Genomic DNA, 18,908 nt, shown 5'->3' on the forward strand with positions numbered 1-18,908 from the left:
ATTAAATTATATCTAATTATTAATAAATTTATTATTTAAAAGTAAAAAAAGCAATTAATGCTTTTTAAATAATGGCGGAATGGGAGAGATTCGAACTCTCGCGACAGTTTCCCGTCCTAACTGATTAGCAATCAGTCCTCTTCAGCCTCTTGAGTACCACTCCAAAGTTATAATAATTATTTTTTTTACAATTATTATTATAACTTTAATTTTAAAATTTACTATGTATTTTTTAATTTTTTTTAAAAATCCTATATTCCAAAATAAAATTTCACTATTTTTTAAATTAAATAAATAATATATTACTAAATTTGTTACAAATTTATTTATTACTTGAAACTACTATTCAATAATCTAATTAATTTATACAACACAAACATTGCATTGATAATTTTCACTATCCTCTAAAACCTCTTGACGAATACGAACATAATAAATTGATGAACAACCTTTTTTAAAGGCTCTAATATAAGCTTTATTTAAATCACGAGTTGTCGCTTTATCAGTAATAAATAAAGTTAAAGAAATTGCTTGATCGACGTGTTGTTGTGCTGCTGCTACAATATCAATAATTGGATTAGGGCCTAATTCATATCCACCTGCAGTGTAATATGCTAAATTATTATCATCAATCTTATAAGCAGGAACATAAACACGACCTAATTTCCCTTCTTTTCGTACCTCAACAGGAGCAACTACTGGTTGTAGACTTGGTGTACATGAAGATAAATAACTAATTGAACCAGTGGGTGCTACTGCCATTAAATGTGAATTAGCCAATCCCGTTTCTTTAATTTTTATTACTAATTCTTTTCATTGCTTCTGAGTTGGAATCATAATGTTATATTTTGCAAATAATTCTTGTATTTTTTTTGTTTCAGGAGTTCATTTATCTGACTGACATTTTATATATTTATCAAAATATGAACCATCAGCAAATTTTGAATTTTTAAATCCACTAAAACTTCCAAATTTTAATGCTAATTTATTTGAAGCACTAAAAGCATAATAAGCCATAACATAAAAGAAAATATTAGTAAAATCAATTGCTTCTTTTGAATCATAAAAAATATGATTTGTTGCTAAAAATCCATGTAAATTCATAGCGCCTAAACCCAAAGCATGATTTTTTTTATTTCCATATGCAACTGATGGAGCACTAGAAAAATCACTACTTCTTGATACGTGGTCTAATGAATGAATTGCTTGAAAAATAACCTCACCAAATTCAATTCCACTTTCCATTACTTTTGCAATATTAATACTTCCTAAATTACAACTAATATCTTCACCAATTTCTTTAAAACTTAAATCACTATTAAATTCACTAGCTATACTTACTTGAATAATTTCACTGCACAAATTACTCATAACAATTCTACCAGGATGAGCATTATTTTTATTTACTGTATCATCAAATAATAAATAAGGATATCCACTTTCAAAATGTAATTCAGCAATCATTTGAAATAATTTGCGAGCACTAATAAAATTTTTACTAATATCAGGGTTTTTTAACATATTATAATACTCTTTAGTAATAGAAATATCTGTCATTGCTTTACCATAAACTTTTGCAATATCATAAGGACTAAAAAGTGCCATCTGTTCATTATTTTTTGCTAATTCAAAAGTAATATCAGGAATAACTACTCCTAAAGACATTGATTTAATACGAATTTTTTCATCTGCATTTTCACGCTTTGAATCTAAAAATAACATAATATCTGGATGATGAACATTTAAATAAACTGCCCCAGCACCTTGTCTTTGACCTAGTTGATTAGCATATGAAAATGAATCTTCAAGAATTTTCATAACCGGGATAACCCCTGTTGCTTGATTTTTAATATTTTTAATTGGCGCTCCAAATTCTCTTAAATTTGTTAAACACAAAGCAACTCCACCACCACGTTTTGATAACTGTAATGAAGTAGTAATAGCGCGAGCAATTGATTCCATGTTATCTTCAATTCGTAAAAGATAACATGAAGTGTATTCACCTCTTTGTTTTTTCCCTGCATTTAAAAATGTGGGAGTAGCTGGTTGAAATCTACCAGACATAATTTGTCTTAAAATTTTACTAGCATGTTCAATATTACCATCAGCAAAAAATAAACTATTCATAACAACTCTATCTTCATAATTTTCTAAATATTGTTTACCATTAAAACTTTTTAAAGCATAAGAATTATAAAATTTTAAAATACCCATAAAACTTGTAAACTGATAATTAAAACTGTATGCTTCATTTGTTAATCGTTCAATTTCCGTAATTGAATATTTATTAATTATTGTTTCATCATAATATTGATTTTTTACTAAATATTCTATTCTTTCTTTAACCGTTTTAAAAAGCAATAAATTTGCTTTAATATGATTTTTCATATAAGATTGTGCTGCTTGCAAATCAAATTGTGCATTATTAGTAGTTTTTGCTCTAGCATTTAAAGTAACATATTCATCACTTTCTAAAGTTCCAGATAAAGTATTTATTTCATTAGTATTTTTTTTATCTTTATCTCAAAAATCTACTAATATATTTTTTATTGTTGATACATCATTATGAGTTCCTAATAATTCAAATTGAAATAATAGTGGGACATTTAATTTTTTTGAAAGAATTGGCCCAGCAATTGCAAAAGTATCACCAAAATTAGTATTCCCCGACGCAATAACACCACGACAAAAATTACGATTTTGCTTATTATTTAAAAATTTAATTACCTGTTTAGGAACCGCACCTTCTTTAATATCACCACCCCCACTATATGTTGGTGTTATTAACACATAATCTTTATCAACTAAAATTTCCTCTTGTAAATCGTGAGGAATTCTTGAATTTAAAACCTCTAATTTTTGAATAAAACGATGAGTATTATTTGACAAAGAAGAAAAATAAACAACATGAATTTTTCCTTCTGGCTTTAATATTTTTTGGTTTGAAACTTTTACAACATCATTATGCATTTTTTTCTCCTTTAAAATTAAAATTCTCAATCTTCATCTTGCGTTTCTACAGTAATGCCCATTACATAAGATGAACCATTACCTGAAAAGAAATCGTGATTTTCATCAGCTCGAGCTGATAATTGATTAAAAATTTCCGGTTTAATTCTTGTTTGTTCTTCACTAAAAGGTGAATCATATCCTAAATTTTGTAAAAACTTACCAGCATTATATAAACTAAACTTAATAGCGTCTTCAACTAAATTAAATTCTTGATATAATTCTGTCAAATATTGCTTTTCTAAATCAATTAATTTAAACAATAAATCAAATACAAATTTTTTCATTTCTTCTTGTTTTTCTTTTGGTAATTTTTCAACTTTTCTTTGATATTTATAGCCACTATAATAATTATGAATAACTTTATCACGTAAAATTAATCTAATAATATCTGAAGTATTAGGTAATTTACTACGAGCAGATAAATAAAATGGTAAATAAAAACCACCATATAATAAAAAACCTGGCATTAAAGCGGCAGCTACTTTCGATTTTAAAGGATCATCACTTGTATAATAAGGAATTAGTGCACGTGCTCTGGCTTGTAAACTTTCATTATTAATTACTCACTCATGAGCAGATTGAATCTGCTCACTAGAACATAAAGTTGAAAAAATTGTTCCGTATGATCGAGCATGAACTGCTACCATAAAAGCAAAATTTGTATAAATAACTTGTTCATGATCAGTTAAAGAATTAGGTATTTGTGCAATATCACCAACCGTTGCTTGAATTGTATCTAATAAAGTTAAACCTGTAAATGTTCTTGTTATTAACTCTTGTCATTTTGGATTTAATGTTTTTCAAGAATTCAAGTCATTAGAAACAGGAATTTTTTCTGGTAACCAAAAATTTTGAGTAATACGATTTCAAACCTCTAAATCTTTTTCATCATTGATTACATTTCAATTTACAGATCGCATTTTTCCATTAAAATTTTTCATAATATACTCTAATGGTGACTGTGATTGTTGAAAATATTTGTTATCTTTTGCCATTTATTATTACCTTTCTACTTAATTACACAACTAAAAACATCCCCTATATTATATAAAGGATGTTGTCATTATTAAAAATTACTTTATTAAAATTACAAATATTAAAAAATAAAAGTAATTATTAAAAATAATCATTAATTCACACCCAGGAATATAATATCACTTAAAAAATTAGACCGGTCTACTGGCTTAGCTTCATTTTACTTGTTACTCTTCTCAAAGTTTTATCTTCAATGGTTTTGTAACGTTCATCAACATCACAGTTGCTGGGGCAGCAAATAATTCTCATCTTTTTCCCGAACATCTAAAGTTCCTTGTTATTTAGTTGTATAAATATTCTACTACAAGAAAAACTATTTTGGTAATTTATAAAAACATTACTATGTATTTTTTTAAACTCAACTATTTTAAAATTATTCTTAATTTTTTTAGGCTTTTATCCCTTTATGTACTATTTTAAAATTTATCACATAAATGGAGATAAAAGCCTATCTAGGAAATTATCCCCACATGTATCTAAATCAAACACAAAATTATAGTTTCAAAACTAGGTATCTTATTGAATTTATATGCAGCTTCTTTTGCATATAAATTAATATTGTGTTTTGAAACTTTTATGTGTGTTCGAAAAGTTCGTGGGATGTGTTTTCATGCAGATTCAATCTGGTTTGTGTTTACACCTGTTGATGACACATACCCAACTTCATGATTTACGATTTCATGTTTGTGATAGAAGTTTTTTGAAAACTCCATATTCCTTCCAAGAATCCGTAAATAGACAACACCCAGTAGAAATGTGTTTCAATGCAAATCATAAAAGGTTTTTCTCATCTGCTTTTTTCAATACTTTCACAATTAGTTTGTTGCTGGTTTTCTCATAAACTCCAACAATCAAGGTTTTAAAAAACAAGGAAGATCCTTGTTTTTTAAAACCTACATGTGAAAGATACATTTCATCCATCTGTGCTGTGCCATCATCAATGAACCCTGCATCTTGATTCCAAATTCTAGTTCTGATTTCATGACCCATTCTTCAGGCAGTTTTCAAAGTAACTTTCAATTATTTTGCAACATCTGTTGATGGAATTCCATGTTTGGTGTTTATTCATCTAAAGATGAGATAAAACCAAGATGTCAAAGGTGTTTGTGACTTGTGAAAAATGGTGTCATGAAGAATACTAAATGTTTGATGACATTTCAAACATCTTATTCTTCTCAAATCAGAAACATTCAAACTAGAAGAAGCACACCTGATACATTTCATTACTTTCAACTTCGCTATATATTTCAAACAATCGTTTTCATTTTGAAATATGCTATTGAATTCATTTCAATTCATTTTTTCCTCCACACTAGTACATGTGGGGATAATTTTCTTTTTTTATTATGAAAATTTTCATTTTAATATACAAAAATAATTTAATATATTTTACTATTGTTTTTTAAAGTAAAAAAACATTAATCTTTATACTTTATTTGTTAATAACTTTTTTTCAACTTTTTTTCAACTTTTTGTAATTGTTTAATAAAATCATTAATAGTACCGTTATTTTTAATAATAAAATCAATATCTTTATTTAAAATTAAATATTTTTTTTGTTGATTTAATAGTGAAATAACTTGTAAATCATTAACATTATCACGTTCTTTTATTCGTTGGATTTTTTTATCTTCCTCAGCCCCAATTAAAAGAATTTTATCAACTAATAAATTTAAATTTGTATTAAATAATACTGCACAATCAATAACAATTAATTCTTGGTGTATTTTATTACGAATAATATCTTCTTCAACAATTTTTACCATTTTTGGTCAAATAATATTTTCTAATTTACGTAAAATATGAGGTTGTTGAAACGCTTCATACCGTAATTTTATTTTATTAATTGTTTTATCACTATTAATAAAAGTATTACCAAATTCATTAATTAATGCTTTTTTTGTTTCTTTTAGTGTATAAATATGTTTAACAACTTTATCAACAAAAATAACATACGCACCTTTATTTTGAAAAAAATTTGTAGCGGTTGTCTTACCTACTCCCGCTTCACCAATAATACCAATAATCATGAGTTCACCCTTACTTATGTTCAATTTGATAACTTGCAAGAATACTAATCATTGCTGCATTATCAGTACAGTATTCTAATTTTGGAACAATTATTTTTAAATTTGGATATTTATTTTTTAAATCTAATACTGCTAATCTTAATTGCTGATTAGCAGTAACTCCTCCTGCTAAAACTAAAGTTTTTGGATTATGTTTTTTTAATGCTAATTCAATTTTATTAATTAACACTTGAATAACTGTTGTTTGAAAAGAAACTGCAAAATTATTAAATTGTAACTTACCTTTTTCTTTATTTATCAAATTAGCACATGCTGATTTTAAACCACTAAAACTAAAATCTAAACTATTATCATTTTTAGGTAATGGTAATTTATAAGTTGGCTTTCCCAATTTAGCACTTCGTTCAATTTCAGGACCACCGGGATATTTTAAACCTAACATTCTTGCAACTTTATCATAACATTCACCAACAGCATCATCTAATGTTTGACCAAGTATAGTGAAATTTAAATGTTCATTTGCCAACATCAACTGTGTATGACCACCACTAACTACTAAACCAAGTACTGGAAATTCTCATTCATTATTAATTAAAGAAGCATACAAATGTCCATACAAATGATTACATGGAAGCAATGGCTTTTCTAAATAAGCAGCAATAGTTTCTGCTATAATTTTACCTACGTGTAAACAACTAGCAAGACCAGGAGTATTAGTATAAGCAACAAAATCAATATCCATAATTGAAATGTTAGATTTTTCAATTGCTGTTTGTAAGACAGTAGCAATATTTTCACTATGAGCTCGTGCTGCTAATTCTGGAACAACACCACCATATTGTTGATGAAGCTTAATTTGTGAAGCAATAATATTACTTAAAACATTTTTATCTTTAATAACAGCAACACTAGTTTCATCACAACTAGTTTCTATTGCTAAGATTATCATCAATATCCTCTTCTTTATAATAAGCAACTGCTGATTCTAAAACTAAAATCATCATTTTTTTAAAACTAGTTTCGCGTAATGTTGCTGAAATTGATTCACCGGTAATAAAAGAATCAGAAATTGTTAATAAACAAGCAGCATTTTTTTCTAAATGTTTTGCATTAACAAATAAAGCAAAAGATTCCATTTCTACTGCTAAGCATTTGCTAATTAAAGGATTAGTTTTATAATCATTATCATTAATACGATAAAATACATCACTTGAATGAATTAAACCTGATCTTAAATTTATTTTTTCACTTACTATATACGAAGAATTTTCATTTTTTTGCTGATCAAATTCATTATCAATTTTTTGTGCCACTTTATTAATAATTTTGCTAATATTACCAACAGATTCAATTTGATTTTCATCAATATTAGCAGCATATTTAGCGAAAGTAGATTCACTATATACTTTAGTAGTATTAATAATATCATAAACTTTAACATCTTTTTGATATGAACCAGCACTACCAACACGAATAATACAGTCAACATCATAAAATTTAAATAACTCATATGAATATATACCAATTGAAGGCATACCCATACCACTAGCAGCAATAGTAATATTATATCCTTTATATTTTCCAGTAAACATTAGCATATTACGAACATTATTTACTTGTTTTCAATCTTGTAAAAAATTAGAAGCAATGAATTGAGCACGTAATGGATCGCCTGGCATAATTACTACTTTTGCAATTTGATCAAGAGCAGCTTTAATATGAGCTGTTGGAATTTTTTCTTTAGTTTCCATATATTCTCCTTTTTTTAAATAATAATAGTTATTATAATATATTGTTAATTTAGTAACAACATTAATATTTTTAATGACTGGTTTTTTATTTTAAAAATTAAATTTAATTTTATAACTTTTCATACTAATTAAAGAAAATAAAAAATGCAGTAATAGGTATTGAAGAAATAAAAGAAAAATGAAAAATTCTTCTGAAAATTAAAAATATTTACAACAAAAAATATATTTTGAATGATAAAAATTATGGAGATTGTCAAAAATCCGGAATAAATTATTTTATATATAGTCTTATTATTATGTTAGACAAGAAATAATTTGGATTTTTATGAAATTGTACTTAAATAATATAATTTTTTTTAAAATATTGCAACTAAAATACTTATAATTAAGTTATCTAGGTGTTAAAATTATTGTAAAAATTAAGGAGAATTTAAAGATGAAACTTAAAGCAATTAAAAAATTAAAGTTAATAACTGTATTAATATTTGTTTTAACTATTTTAATAACTATTACTGCTTTAATATTAATTGGTATTTCAAATTTTAGTTATAATAATTATGAACAGATTAAAATTACAAATGGATTTAATATTTTAAAAATTTATAGTACATATTTTATTTTATGTCATTGTGCAAATCATATATTTTTATTTCATATTTTTCAAAATAATCAAAATTATTATAATTGAATTCAATTGCAAATTGGAGTTATTTTATTAATAATAGTGATGCCGATTTTTATATTTATAATTATAGCATTAAATTTTTTCATTATTGGCTTAAAAAGAAAAATAAAAAATAATATTTTTTGAGATGCTATTGCAAATTGTGAAATAATAAGTAATTATTACATTCATTAAATTATGTTTCTAAATTTATCTTATTACATTTAAAAATAACCATTTTAATGTAAATCAAAATATTATATGTTCTATTACCAAGCATTTCTTTTAAAACATGTCAAATATTAGTTTATGTAAAACAACCAATATTTAACTTTGAACCTTGATTTTTAATGCCTTGTTTATTATTTTTAAAATACTGTTTTTTTAATTTTTTATGATTATCTAATTCTTTATATAAATAATCAATTAATTGTTCATATTGACCATTATTAATTAAATTTTTACAGTGATTATATTCTTTTAAATATTTTCCTTTATTTCCAGCCATGATTCCAAGATATAATGTTCTAATTAAATGAAATTTATCTAAAACAAACTGTGCACCTAAATAATCTGCTACATATTTAATTCATCCTGCACTATCTCCACAAATAATTATTTTGGCTTGCTCAATATTTTCATAAAATTTTTGACAATGCTCTTTAACAAATTCAGAAGTTTTTTTTAACTCCAATTGCTGTTCTTGTTGTTCTTATAATTGCTTTTACTCTTTTATTTTGTGCTTTGTGATTAATATTATCTGTATATGTTACTATTAATCTCATAGAGTGTTTTATACCCTTACGTTTAAAATTTCAAAATTTTCGATGACCATCATCAATCGCTACAAAAATAGGTTGATTTTTTTCTAATTTTACTTTAACTGGGTTTGCTTCAAGTATTTCGAAATTTTTAAAAACTCTATGAACGCTACTAACACTAATACCTGCTTTTTTACAAATAGCACAAATATCACGATATCTTTTGCCATCTGCAAAATTTTCAATAATAGTATCTTCAATATCTTCACCAATTATTTTATATTTATGTAATTGTAATATTTCATCAACTAAACAAACACGAATTCATTTTTGTAATTATTCATTAAAATATTCATAAATTCTTCTTTTATATGTTACCATTCCATATAATGTTTTTCTTGTTCGATATTGATAATAAACAATTTTATATTTCTTTTTATCTCTTGTATTTTTTATTATTCAATCTCATTTTTCTCATTTCTTTGTTATATGTTCTAAAATTAAATTATCAATTTTAGGATATTGTTCTTTATAAGTTCATTTATAATTAAAATCCATATTATTCTCCTAACTATTTTTTAAAAATCTAAATTTATTGTAAATATTTTTAAAATATTAATTTACTTGTTTATTATATACATTTATAAGTTTAATTTTAAATAAAATAAAAATTATTTAAAAAATAAGTTTTATATTTAGAATATAATCAATAATTTCAATATAATTAATAGTATAGGTCTCATAAAATAAACGCCTTTAATTTAGGCGTTATTTTGCATTTAAAAAAATACTTGTAAAAATAATGAAAAATAAGTACAATTAAGTAATAAAATGTCATGAAAAAGAGAATAAGTTATGATAAATAAAGAAAAAGAGTTAAAAACTATAAATAAAATGAAATTTTTAAAAGAAATTTTATATTATGAAAGTTATTTGTCAAAATAAAAATTGTAATAAAAAATGAACTAATATTATATTATTAGAATTAAAATCAATAACTATTAATTTTTTTCTTTGTGAAAATCATGCCCATAATTTTGAGTATGAATTATTACCAAAATGATTAAAAACTTGTGAAGAATTAAGAAAAAATAATAAAATAAAAAAAGAGAGATTTATTATGAAAACATGAATAAAAAGAAATTTAAGTAAAATAACATTAACATTAGCACTAACTGGTGCTACAACCGGAACAATAGGATTAATCATGGGGGGTGCTTACCCATAATATAGGTACTAATGTTAAACATTATTTAGACCACAATAAACAAATAGTTTTTGGTACTTCAACAATATGAGAAAATAAAAATCATAGTAAAGATATAATGGATTTATATTTTGCTATTAATAAATTTACAGATGATGCCATAAAATGAGATGGTACATATCCTGATGGATATTTTAATAAATAATTTAAATTTCTAAATTAATATAAGAAATATTTTCATTGTATTTTTCAAATAAACTAATATTGTTTAAAGTGATATCAATATTTTTATCCGTTATTAAAATTAAATCATAATTAACGGCACCAAATATTCCACTAATTTCAATCCGATTTAAGTTATTAATCGGATTTTTAATTTGTAATTAAAAGTCATTATCATTATTGGCAATTTGCGAAATTTCTTCATAAAATTCTAATTTAGAAAATAATTGAGATTTATTTGAACCATATAAATTTAAAGCATTTTTGATTTTATTCTTATTAATCAGTATCCTTGTAAAGTATTTCCCGTATTCACCATTACCTAATGTTCAATCTACTGGAATTAATGAAGGTATGTTATTACTTTCTAATTCGTTTGTAATAGATAATCAGTTGAATTGATTATCATCAAGTTTAAATAATTTATTTTGACTAATGTCATTATTTTTTAATTTAATGTTATTAATATCTGTAAAATCAAAATATTCAGATTTTAATATCACTTTTACATCTTTAAATTCTCAAACTTTATCAGATGTAGAATGAATAAAATTTGACTTTAACTCAAAATAATAAGGCAATAATAATTTATAATCATCGTTTAGACCATTATTAATTGACATTGTTGAATAAATATTTTTTGATAACATTGTAACTATTTGTTTTAATACTTTAATTTGCGGTAAATTTATGTAATTTAAATAATCTAATTCTCGTTGTTTAAATAAATTAGTAATAACATCACTTGGTTTTTGACCTTCAAATTTAGCACGAATTTTATCTAAATCATTAATTTTAGTTGGGTCATTAGTTAATGATGCACCATCAAATTTTCTGTTATAAGTATATGTATAAGTTAGCATATCTAATAATACTTTTTGTAAACTATCAATTGGTGGTCTATCTTTTATTTCTAATTCAACATCATGAAATTTATTATTTGTAGAAATAAATAAATTATAGTTACCTGCTAAAAATCATGATTTTAATAATTGGAATGGCAACCTTTTTTAGGACTGTTTTTTGGTAGACATTTGTGCTTGGTGTTTTATGGGGGTTAAGTAGTTTAGAGTGCTGTGGATTCTTATGTTGTTGTATCAATTGATATAATCAAATAAGGCTTTTATCCCTTTATGTACTATTTTTAAATTTTATCACATAAATGGAGATAAAAGCCTATCTAGGAAATTATCCCCACATGTATCTAAATCAAACACAAAATTATAGTTTCAAAACTAGGTATCTTATTGAATTTATATGCAGTTTCTTTTGCATATAAATGAATATTGTGTTTTGAAACTTTTATGTGTGTTCGGAAAGTTCGTCGGATGTGTTTTCATGCAGATTCAATCTGGTTTGTGTTTACACCTGTTGATGACACATACCCAACTTCATGATTTACGATTTCATGTTTGTGATAGAAGTTTTTGAAACTTCAATATCCCTTCCAATAATCCGTAAATAGACAACACCCAGTAGAAATGTGTTTCAATGCAAATCATAAAAGGTTTTTCTCATCTGCTTTTTTCAATACTTTCACAATTAGTTTGTTGCTGGTTTTCTCATAAACTCCAACAATCAAGGTTTTATTCAACAAGGAAGATCCTTGTTGAATAAAACCTACATGTGAAAGATACATTTCATCCATCTGTGCTGTGCCATCATCAATGAACCCTGCATCTTGATTCCAAATTCTAGTTCTGATTTCATGACCCATTCTTCAAGCTGTTTTATATGTCACACCCAATTCCCTTGCAACATCTGTTGATGGAATTCCATGTTTGGTGTTTATTCATCTAAAGATGAGATAAAACCAAGATGTCAAAGGTGTTTGTGACTTGTGAAAAATGGTGTCATGAAGAATACTAAATGTTTGATGACATTTCAAACATCTTATTCTTTTTAAATCAGAAGTATTAAAACTAGAAGAAGCACACCTGATACATTTCATTACTTTCAACTTCACTATATATTTCAAACAATCGTTTTCATTTTGAAATATGCTATTGAATTCATTTCAATTCATTTTTTCCTCCACACTAGTACATGTGGGGATAATTTCCTTAATTAATTCATTACCGCGATCGCTATGAAATATTTCAATATTTTTTAAACAACGATTTGAGAACATAAATGCTTGATATACTAATGATGCATCTTTTTTAGTACCTACAGTACCTACACTATGTTCAATAATTTCGCGATTGTACAGGTCGATTAATAAGCAAATATAGTTTCATTTACCATTAACTTGAACATAAGTTAAATCACTAACAATAATTTCATTTTTAAGCCTATTATTAAAGTCTCTATTAACAAGATTAGTAATTTGACTATCATTGACTTTATTATGATAATTTTTGTATGATAATTTAGTGTATTTTGATATTAAATTATGTTTATTCATAATTTTTTTAATTTTTCGTCTTGATAAATTAATTTTATTTTCTTTTAGAACAACTTTTAATCTTCTTGTTCCATAAGCTTCTTTATTTTCTTTAAAAGCACTAATAACAGCTTCATCATACATATTATTTTGAATTTTATCTTCTTTTTTCTTGAAATTAAAATAATATGTTGATTTAGAGATTTTTAAAAAACGACACATTGTACGAATTTTATATTTAAGTTTATTTTTGATAATAATTTCTATTTTCTGCCTATTATTAGTTTTGCTTGCTTTAAAATATCATTTTCCATTCTTAATTGTTTTAATTCTTTTCTTAATTTAATTAATTCATTTTCTTCAACAGAACGGTTATCTTTGGTTTTAAAACTGCCTGAATTAGTAAATTGCTTAATTCAATTATAAGTAGCTGCTCTTGTAACATTGTACTCTTTAGCAAGACAAGACACTGACTTACCACCTTGATATAAAGCTACTATTTGTTTTTTAAATTAATCTGAATATGAGTTAACATTGGCCATAATTATAATTCCTTTCTTTTAACTAATTTGTTCACTTGTCTACGTAATTAGTGTCCAATAAAGTGTAACCCATCTATTAAATTATATAACAAATTTTCACTACTTAGTACCAAATTTTGATCTTCATTAACCATATATTCAAACTCTATTTTCTCTAACAACTTATCTAATTCTGTTTCTTGTGTTTCTGAATAAAGTTGTAATTCTAAAACATCTCATGCAATATTTTTTATTTGTTCACTACACATATCATCACAATTAAAACTGCTTAACTCAAAATTTTGTTTTGAACTAAAAACATAATCAGATTGTAATTCTCTTTGTTTTTGCTTTTCTTTCTTATTAACTTGGTATCTTTTTTTATCATATTCTCTCCTCCTTGCTTTCACTTCAGGCCTTTGTTTATATTCTTGTCTTTTTTCTTTATTTTTTTGAAATAAATAAGGTACATTAATAACTATACTTTCATTATCCATATGCTTTGCTCCCCCTGTAAACATAATTAATTTAATTTAAACTTTTACCACATTTTTCTATCTATCAAAAATTATATTTATTTTTTTTGATAAATAAAACTGTATTATTGTGAATTTTTTTCAAATTATTAATAAAATAAAAAATTTTATAGTATAAAATAACCATAAAATTTTTTATTTTTTATTATATTTTTAATTAAATCTTGGAAAATATTACTAAAAAAGTAAAATTTAATTTCAAAATTAATTCATCATTAAAATTATTAATAACTAATTTTATCGTTTAGATTTATTGAAAGCAATACCCAATGCTTTTGGTGTTTTACTTCATTTTGATGTAAACACTAAAACTAATAAAGATGTTACAAAAGGCAATATATTCCATATATCAGAATTACTTGATATTCATTGAGGAATATTTGGTAAAAACGTAATTCTGGCACCTGTTGTTTCAACAATAGCAAATAAGGCAGCACCAATTGTAATCAATGGTACCCTTCATTGTCCAAAAATTAAAATAGCTAAAGCAATAAAACCATTTCCACTAACTGTCCCACGAAAAGTTTGACTAGCATACATTGGAAAAATACCACCAGCAAGTCCTGCTAAAAAACCAGATAATAATACAGCAACATATCGTTTTTTAATAACATTAATTCCCGCAGCATCAACTGCATTGGGATTTTCACCAGTCGCAACATGATGTAATCCTCATTTAGTATATTTAAAAATAATAGCAATACTTACTAAAACTATAATTGCTAAAAATAAATATAAATTAAAAAATTCATTATTACCAATTTTTGGTAATTGATAAATATTTGTTAATGAAATAAAACCATTATTCCCTGGTAACTGAACAACAAAAACTGCAATTGCTGCTGCTAAAATATTAATTGCAACGCCAGAAATAATTTGATCAGATTTTAAAGTAACTGATGCAAAAGCATGGAAACAAGCAAATCCCATTCCCGCTAATCCACCTACTAATAAAGCAATAATTTGTGATCAATTACCTCAATTAACACCTATATTTTTCCCAAATGAAGAAAAAGCAAGAGCACCAATTGTCATCATTCCTTCAATACCAATATTAACAACACCAGCACGTTCTGAAATTAATCCAGATAATGCACCAACTACTAAAACAACAAAAATTAAACTAGAATGTTCAAGAATTATTTTGAGTGCTTCCATTAACTTTTCCTCCTGTTCTTTCGGTTTTTATTTTCATAATTGCTTGTTGTTCATTTTTAAATATATCAGTAAATTTATTAATAAAAGTTGTCTTTTCAATTTCCGCTTTTTTAGTAAATTGTTTGGTTAATATATTAATATTACTATTAATTGGGATAATTTGACTTTTTAATTGCTGTTTGTTAATTTTATAATTTTTAATTAACTCTTTAATATTATTTTTATAATTAGTTTGAAGTTGATGTTTTGCTAAAATTAATTGTTTTTTTATTTTTTTATCGTCAGTTTTAACTTTTTGATTTTTTAATGACTTTAATTCATCACTTAATTCTTGTTTCAATTTATTAATTTCTCGATAAAGATTTAATTTTAAGTCTTTTACTCTTGACTTATCTAATATTTCTTTTTGTTTTTTTAATAATGTTATTTCTCGAATTAAATCTTGCTTATAGTTATAAACATTATTTTCATATTTCATTTTTTCATTAATATACATATTTAAACTTTCACCATAAATCGTTTTTATTTCTTGTTGAAAATTATTTCAATTACCAATTTTACCTTTTTTTCAAATTGCATTATATTGTTTATATATATAATGATTTAAAGCTTTATTTTCTTGGAAAAATTGTGCTCAATTAACACCAACTTTATCATTTTTATTATTAATAACTGCTTGTAACTGTAAGTTGATATCACTATTAACTTTATTAATTTCTTGCGAAAGATTTTGTTTTAAATTTTTAACTTTTGACTCATAATCTGATAGTGATTTATTATATTCTATCTTTAAGTGATTAATTTTAATATTTTTTTCTTTAATTAAATCTGATTTTAACTTATTATATTGTCTCTTTATTTTAAAATTTTCAATAAAATGATAGTACATCTTGGCAATAAAACTATTTGTAACTTTTCGTTTTTCTCCATCAAAGGCTATATTTAAATAACGAATTAAAAATTTAATTGGCTGTAAACGAGATAATAAAACTGCACAGGCAGCTGAATAAATAATAACACCAAAAATAATATCACCAGTTGCTGTTGGTAATGTTAATACTGAACCAATTGAACCACCGCTCTTAATTAAACCTCAAAGAAAAGCAGAACCCACAACACCTATTGGATTAATTTGACCAACTAAAGCAACAGCTATACTATCAAAACCAATAGTCGGCAAATCATCAGTTAAAAAACTAATTGAAGGATTTTTGGCAATGTAATAAATAACAGCCATTACTCCTACTAATGCTCCTGAAATAACAAATGATGTTATGCAATAATGTTTATGATTAATACCACTATAAACCGCAGCAAATGGATTTAAACCTACTGTTCGAATTTTATAACCTAAAGTTGTTTTTTTCAATAAGAATCAAACTGTTATTATTAAAATAATAGAAATTAATAATGGTAGTATACAATTATAACCATTAATACTCATACTCATACTATCATGAATAGTTGCTGATGTTCCGTGATCAGCATCATATAAATCTTTATTGATTTTAAATAGTCATTTTACTAAATATCAAATTGTTCAATTTAATAAAATAGAAGTAACAACCTCATGAACATTAAAAAAAACTTTTAATAACACTGTTACCAACGCCACCAATATTGCTGCTAATACTCCAGCAAAAAACGCGCTAATTATAGCTAATGGTTGTGATAAGTCATAACGAACACCAATTGCGATAACAACAGCTCCTGCTGCTAACATTTGACCAGCAACTCCAATATTAAACATTCCTGAGCGGAAAGAAATAACTAGTGCTAATCCTGCTACAATATAAATTGCTCATCAAACTAAAGTATTATCTCAATTATTAGCTGGCCAACTTGTAAAAGAATATGTTAATAACAACTGAAAATAAGTAAAAGCATTTTGACCTGAACCAATTATAACAAAACAAGCAATAATTAATCCAAAAATAATGGCAAAAATTGAACCCTTAAATTTAGTAAGACTACTATTCATTTCTTTTGAACCAAGATATAAACGACTTCGTCGTTTTAAAAATCATGTTTTTTGTTTAAACATTATCTTCATTTCCTTCCATTAACATTTTTTGTCCCGCCATCATTAATCCTAACTGTTCACGAGTAACATTTTTAGTACTAACATTACCAGTAATTTTACCAGCATGTAAAACAACAATTCGATCTGCTAATGACATAACTTCTGATAATTCATAAGAAATTAATAATACTACATTACCTTCATTTTTTTCATCAAGAATACGACTATGAATATATTCAATAGCACCAATATCCAAGCCACGTGTTGGTTGAGCAACAACTAAAATTGTATGTTTTCTTGTTAATTCTCTACCAACAACCGCTTTTTGTTGATTACCACCCGACAAGCCTCTAACTAAAGCAAAACCACTTTTACTACCACGAACATCATAATTATTAATAATATTTTGTGCATAAGATTGAATAGCTTTACTGCGAATCAAACCATGCTTAGAAAAAGGATATTCGCTAATATTTTGTAAAACCATATTATCAATAACATTATAATCTAAAACAAGTCCATATTTATGACGATCTTCAGGAATATGACTTAAACCGCTTTTATATAAACTTTGAATTGAACTGTGTTTCATATTCTTATTACCAAAAAAAATATCACCTTTTTCTGGCTTAATTAAACCAGTAATTGCTGAAATTAATTCGGTTTGACCATTACCTTCAATACCAGCAATAGCCACAATTTCTCGTGACTTAACTTCTAAACTAAAATCAGAAAGACCTATTATTGATTTCTTATTACCAATTTTATGAACAAATAAATTATCAATTTTTAATAATACTGGCCCTAATACAACATTACCTTGATTTCTAATATCAACTAAATCTCTACCAACCATCAAAGTAGCAATTTCTTTTTTAGTTTTACTCTTAGATTCAAAAGTTTCAATAACTTTACCTAAACGAATTACTGTAACATTATCAGCAACTTGTTTAACATCTTCTAATTTATGACTAATAAAAATAATAGTTTTGCCATCACGTCTAAGTTCTTCAATAATTGTTAATAAACTAGTAATTTCTTGTGGTGTTAAAACCGCGGTTGGTTCATCAAGTACAATAATACTAGCACCACGATAAAGAACTTTTAAAATTTCAACACGTTGTTGCATACCAACACTAGCATTCTCAATTTTTAAATTAAGTTTAATGTCTAATTTATATTTTTTTGAAATTTCTAAAATTTTAGATTTTGCTTTTTTATAATTAATTCACTGTCATTTATGAACTGGTTCACTACCTAAAATAATATTTTGTAAAATAGTGAAGTTATCAACTAATTTAAAATGTTGATGTACCATTCCAATACCTAATTCACCTGCTCTAATTGGTCCTGATATTACTACTTCTTTACCATTAATTTTAATAATACCTTTTGTTGGTTGATATAGTCCAAATAAGATTGACATTAGTGTCGATTTACCTGCACCATTCTCACCAACCAAAGAATGAATTTCTCCTTTTTTAATTTTAATAGAAATATTATTGTTAGCAATAATAGTATCTAAAAAAACTTTAGTAATACCTTCCATTTCAACAGCATATTGTAAGTTCTGTTTTTCAATATTTACTTGCATTTTATCAC

Annotated in this window: 20 protein-coding genes, 1 tRNA gene, 1 pseudogene and 1 riboswitch; of the genes and pseudogenes, 3 read left to right on the top strand and 19 right to left on the bottom strand. The window is 25.1% G+C overall.

Going from position 1 to position 18,908, the window contains the following annotated elements:
* Positions 1-72 precede the first annotated feature (72 nt).
* The 8 genes from AC6I4F_RS07945 to AC6I4F_RS07980 form a co-directional block, all read right to left on the bottom strand.
* Positions 73-163 (bottom strand) — tRNA-Ser (locus tag AC6I4F_RS07945).
* Positions 164-363: 200 nt separating this feature from the next.
* Entirely contained in the window at positions 364-2,970 is a 2,607-nt protein-coding gene (gene nrdE, locus AC6I4F_RS07950) for a class 1b ribonucleoside-diphosphate reductase subunit alpha (RefSeq protein WP_497873496.1), read from the bottom strand.
* A gap of 17 nt (positions 2,971-2,987) precedes the next feature.
* Positions 2,988-4,007, bottom strand: a complete 1,020-nt coding sequence (nrdF, locus tag AC6I4F_RS07955) for a class 1b ribonucleoside-diphosphate reductase subunit beta (protein ID WP_497873497.1) — start codon at positions 4,005-4,007, stop codon at positions 2,988-2,990.
* Positions 4,008-4,164: 157 nt separating this feature from the next.
* Positions 4,165-4,330, bottom strand: a riboswitch (cobalamin riboswitch).
* A gap of 269 nt (positions 4,331-4,599) precedes the next feature.
* Positions 4,600-5,067 (bottom strand): hypothetical protein, encoded by a 468-nt coding sequence (locus AC6I4F_RS07960; RefSeq protein ID WP_497873498.1) that lies wholly within the window; start codon positions 5,065-5,067, stop codon positions 4,600-4,602.
* Positions 5,068-5,346, bottom strand: coding sequence for a hypothetical protein (locus tag AC6I4F_RS07965; protein ID WP_497873499.1), 279 nt, complete (start codon positions 5,344-5,346; stop codon positions 5,068-5,070).
* Between the two features lie 140 nt (positions 5,347-5,486).
* Positions 5,487-6,077 carry a dephospho-CoA kinase gene (coaE, locus tag AC6I4F_RS07970; RefSeq protein ID WP_497873500.1) on the bottom strand — a complete coding sequence of 197 codons (591 nt, stop codon included), beginning with the start codon at positions 6,075-6,077 and terminating at the stop codon, positions 5,487-5,489.
* 10 nt (positions 6,078-6,087) lie between these two features.
* Positions 6,088-7,026 (bottom strand): tRNA (adenosine(37)-N6)-threonylcarbamoyltransferase complex transferase subunit TsaD, encoded by a 939-nt coding sequence (gene tsaD / locus AC6I4F_RS07975; protein ID WP_497873501.1) that lies wholly within the window; start codon positions 7,024-7,026, stop codon positions 6,088-6,090.
* A complete protein-coding gene (locus tag AC6I4F_RS07980; RefSeq protein WP_497873502.1) occupies positions 7,001-7,828 on the bottom strand; it encodes a purine-nucleoside phosphorylase in 828 nt (275 codons plus the stop codon). The genes tsaD and AC6I4F_RS07980 overlap by 26 nt, the downstream gene beginning before the upstream one ends.
* 436 nt (positions 7,829-8,264) lie before the next feature.
* Here AC6I4F_RS07980 and AC6I4F_RS07985 point away from each other — a divergent pair, with 436 nt between their 5' ends.
* Positions 8,265-8,687: a hypothetical protein gene (locus tag AC6I4F_RS07985; RefSeq protein WP_497873503.1), complete on the top strand. Its 423-nt coding sequence runs from the start codon at positions 8,265-8,267 to the stop codon at positions 8,685-8,687.
* 112 nt (positions 8,688-8,799) lie between these two features.
* On the opposite strand, the gene AC6I4F_RS07990 is transcribed toward AC6I4F_RS07985, so the two are convergent.
* The 3 genes from AC6I4F_RS07990 to AC6I4F_RS08000 form a co-directional block, all read right to left on the bottom strand.
* Positions 8,800-9,186 (bottom strand): UPF0236 family transposase-like protein, encoded by a 387-nt coding sequence (locus AC6I4F_RS07990; RefSeq protein WP_497873504.1) that lies wholly within the window; start codon positions 9,184-9,186, stop codon positions 8,800-8,802.
* Entirely contained in the window at positions 9,155-9,277 is a 123-nt protein-coding gene (locus AC6I4F_RS07995) for a hypothetical protein (protein WP_497873505.1), read from the bottom strand. The genes AC6I4F_RS07990 and AC6I4F_RS07995 overlap by 32 nt, the downstream gene beginning before the upstream one ends.
* 312 nt (positions 9,278-9,589) lie before the next feature.
* Entirely contained in the window at positions 9,590-9,811 is a 222-nt protein-coding gene (locus tag AC6I4F_RS08000) for a hypothetical protein (protein WP_497873506.1), read from the bottom strand.
* Between the two features lie 364 nt (positions 9,812-10,175).
* Here AC6I4F_RS08000 and AC6I4F_RS08005 point away from each other — a divergent pair, with 364 nt between their 5' ends.
* On the top strand, positions 10,176-10,481 hold the full coding sequence (locus AC6I4F_RS08005) for a hypothetical protein (protein ID WP_497873507.1): 306 nt from the start codon (positions 10,176-10,178) through the stop codon (positions 10,479-10,481).
* Positions 10,468-10,665, top strand: a complete 198-nt coding sequence (locus AC6I4F_RS08010) for a hypothetical protein (protein ID WP_497873508.1) — start codon at positions 10,468-10,470, stop codon at positions 10,663-10,665. Before AC6I4F_RS08005 ends, AC6I4F_RS08010 begins: the two co-directional genes overlap by 14 nt.
* 178 nt (positions 10,666-10,843) lie before the next feature.
* Here AC6I4F_RS08010 and AC6I4F_RS08015 read toward each other — a convergent pair whose 3' ends face one another.
* The 8 genes and pseudogenes from AC6I4F_RS08015 to AC6I4F_RS08050 all read right to left on the bottom strand — a co-directional run bounded on the left by AC6I4F_RS08015 (position 10,844) and on the right by AC6I4F_RS08050 (position 18,900).
* Entirely contained in the window at positions 10,844-11,686 is an 843-nt protein-coding gene (locus AC6I4F_RS08015; RefSeq protein ID WP_497873509.1) for a hypothetical protein, read from the bottom strand.
* A gap of 6 nt (positions 11,687-11,692) precedes the next feature.
* A pseudogene (locus tag AC6I4F_RS08020) lies at positions 11,693-11,800 on the bottom strand (IS3 family transposase); the annotation flags it as partial.
* 86 nt (positions 11,801-11,886) lie between these two features.
* Complete coding sequence (locus tag AC6I4F_RS08025; RefSeq protein ID WP_497873510.1) at positions 11,887-13,290, bottom strand: IS1595 family transposase; 1,404 nt, start codon at positions 13,288-13,290, stop codon at positions 11,887-11,889.
* Between the two features lie 41 nt (positions 13,291-13,331).
* Positions 13,332-13,538, bottom strand: a complete 207-nt coding sequence (locus AC6I4F_RS08030; RefSeq protein ID WP_497873437.1) for a hypothetical protein — start codon at positions 13,536-13,538, stop codon at positions 13,332-13,334.
* 119 nt (positions 13,539-13,657) lie between these two features.
* Entirely contained in the window at positions 13,658-14,086 is a 429-nt protein-coding gene (locus AC6I4F_RS08035; RefSeq protein WP_497873511.1) for a hypothetical protein, read from the bottom strand.
* A 276-nt stretch (positions 14,087-14,362) separates the two neighbouring features.
* Positions 14,363-15,283: an ABC transporter permease gene (locus AC6I4F_RS08040; protein ID WP_497873512.1), complete on the bottom strand. Its 921-nt coding sequence runs from the start codon at positions 15,281-15,283 to the stop codon at positions 14,363-14,365.
* Entirely contained in the window at positions 15,249-17,327 is a 2,079-nt protein-coding gene (locus AC6I4F_RS08045) for an ABC transporter permease (protein ID WP_497873513.1), read from the bottom strand. The genes AC6I4F_RS08040 and AC6I4F_RS08045 overlap by 35 nt, the downstream gene beginning before the upstream one ends.
* Positions 17,320-18,900, bottom strand: a complete 1,581-nt coding sequence (locus tag AC6I4F_RS08050; protein ID WP_497873514.1) for an ABC transporter ATP-binding protein — start codon at positions 18,898-18,900, stop codon at positions 17,320-17,322. The genes AC6I4F_RS08045 and AC6I4F_RS08050 overlap by 8 nt, the downstream gene beginning before the upstream one ends.
* Positions 18,901-18,908: the final 8 nt, after the last annotated feature.

The sequence above is a fragment of the Spiroplasma ixodetis genome (assembly GCF_059729505.1).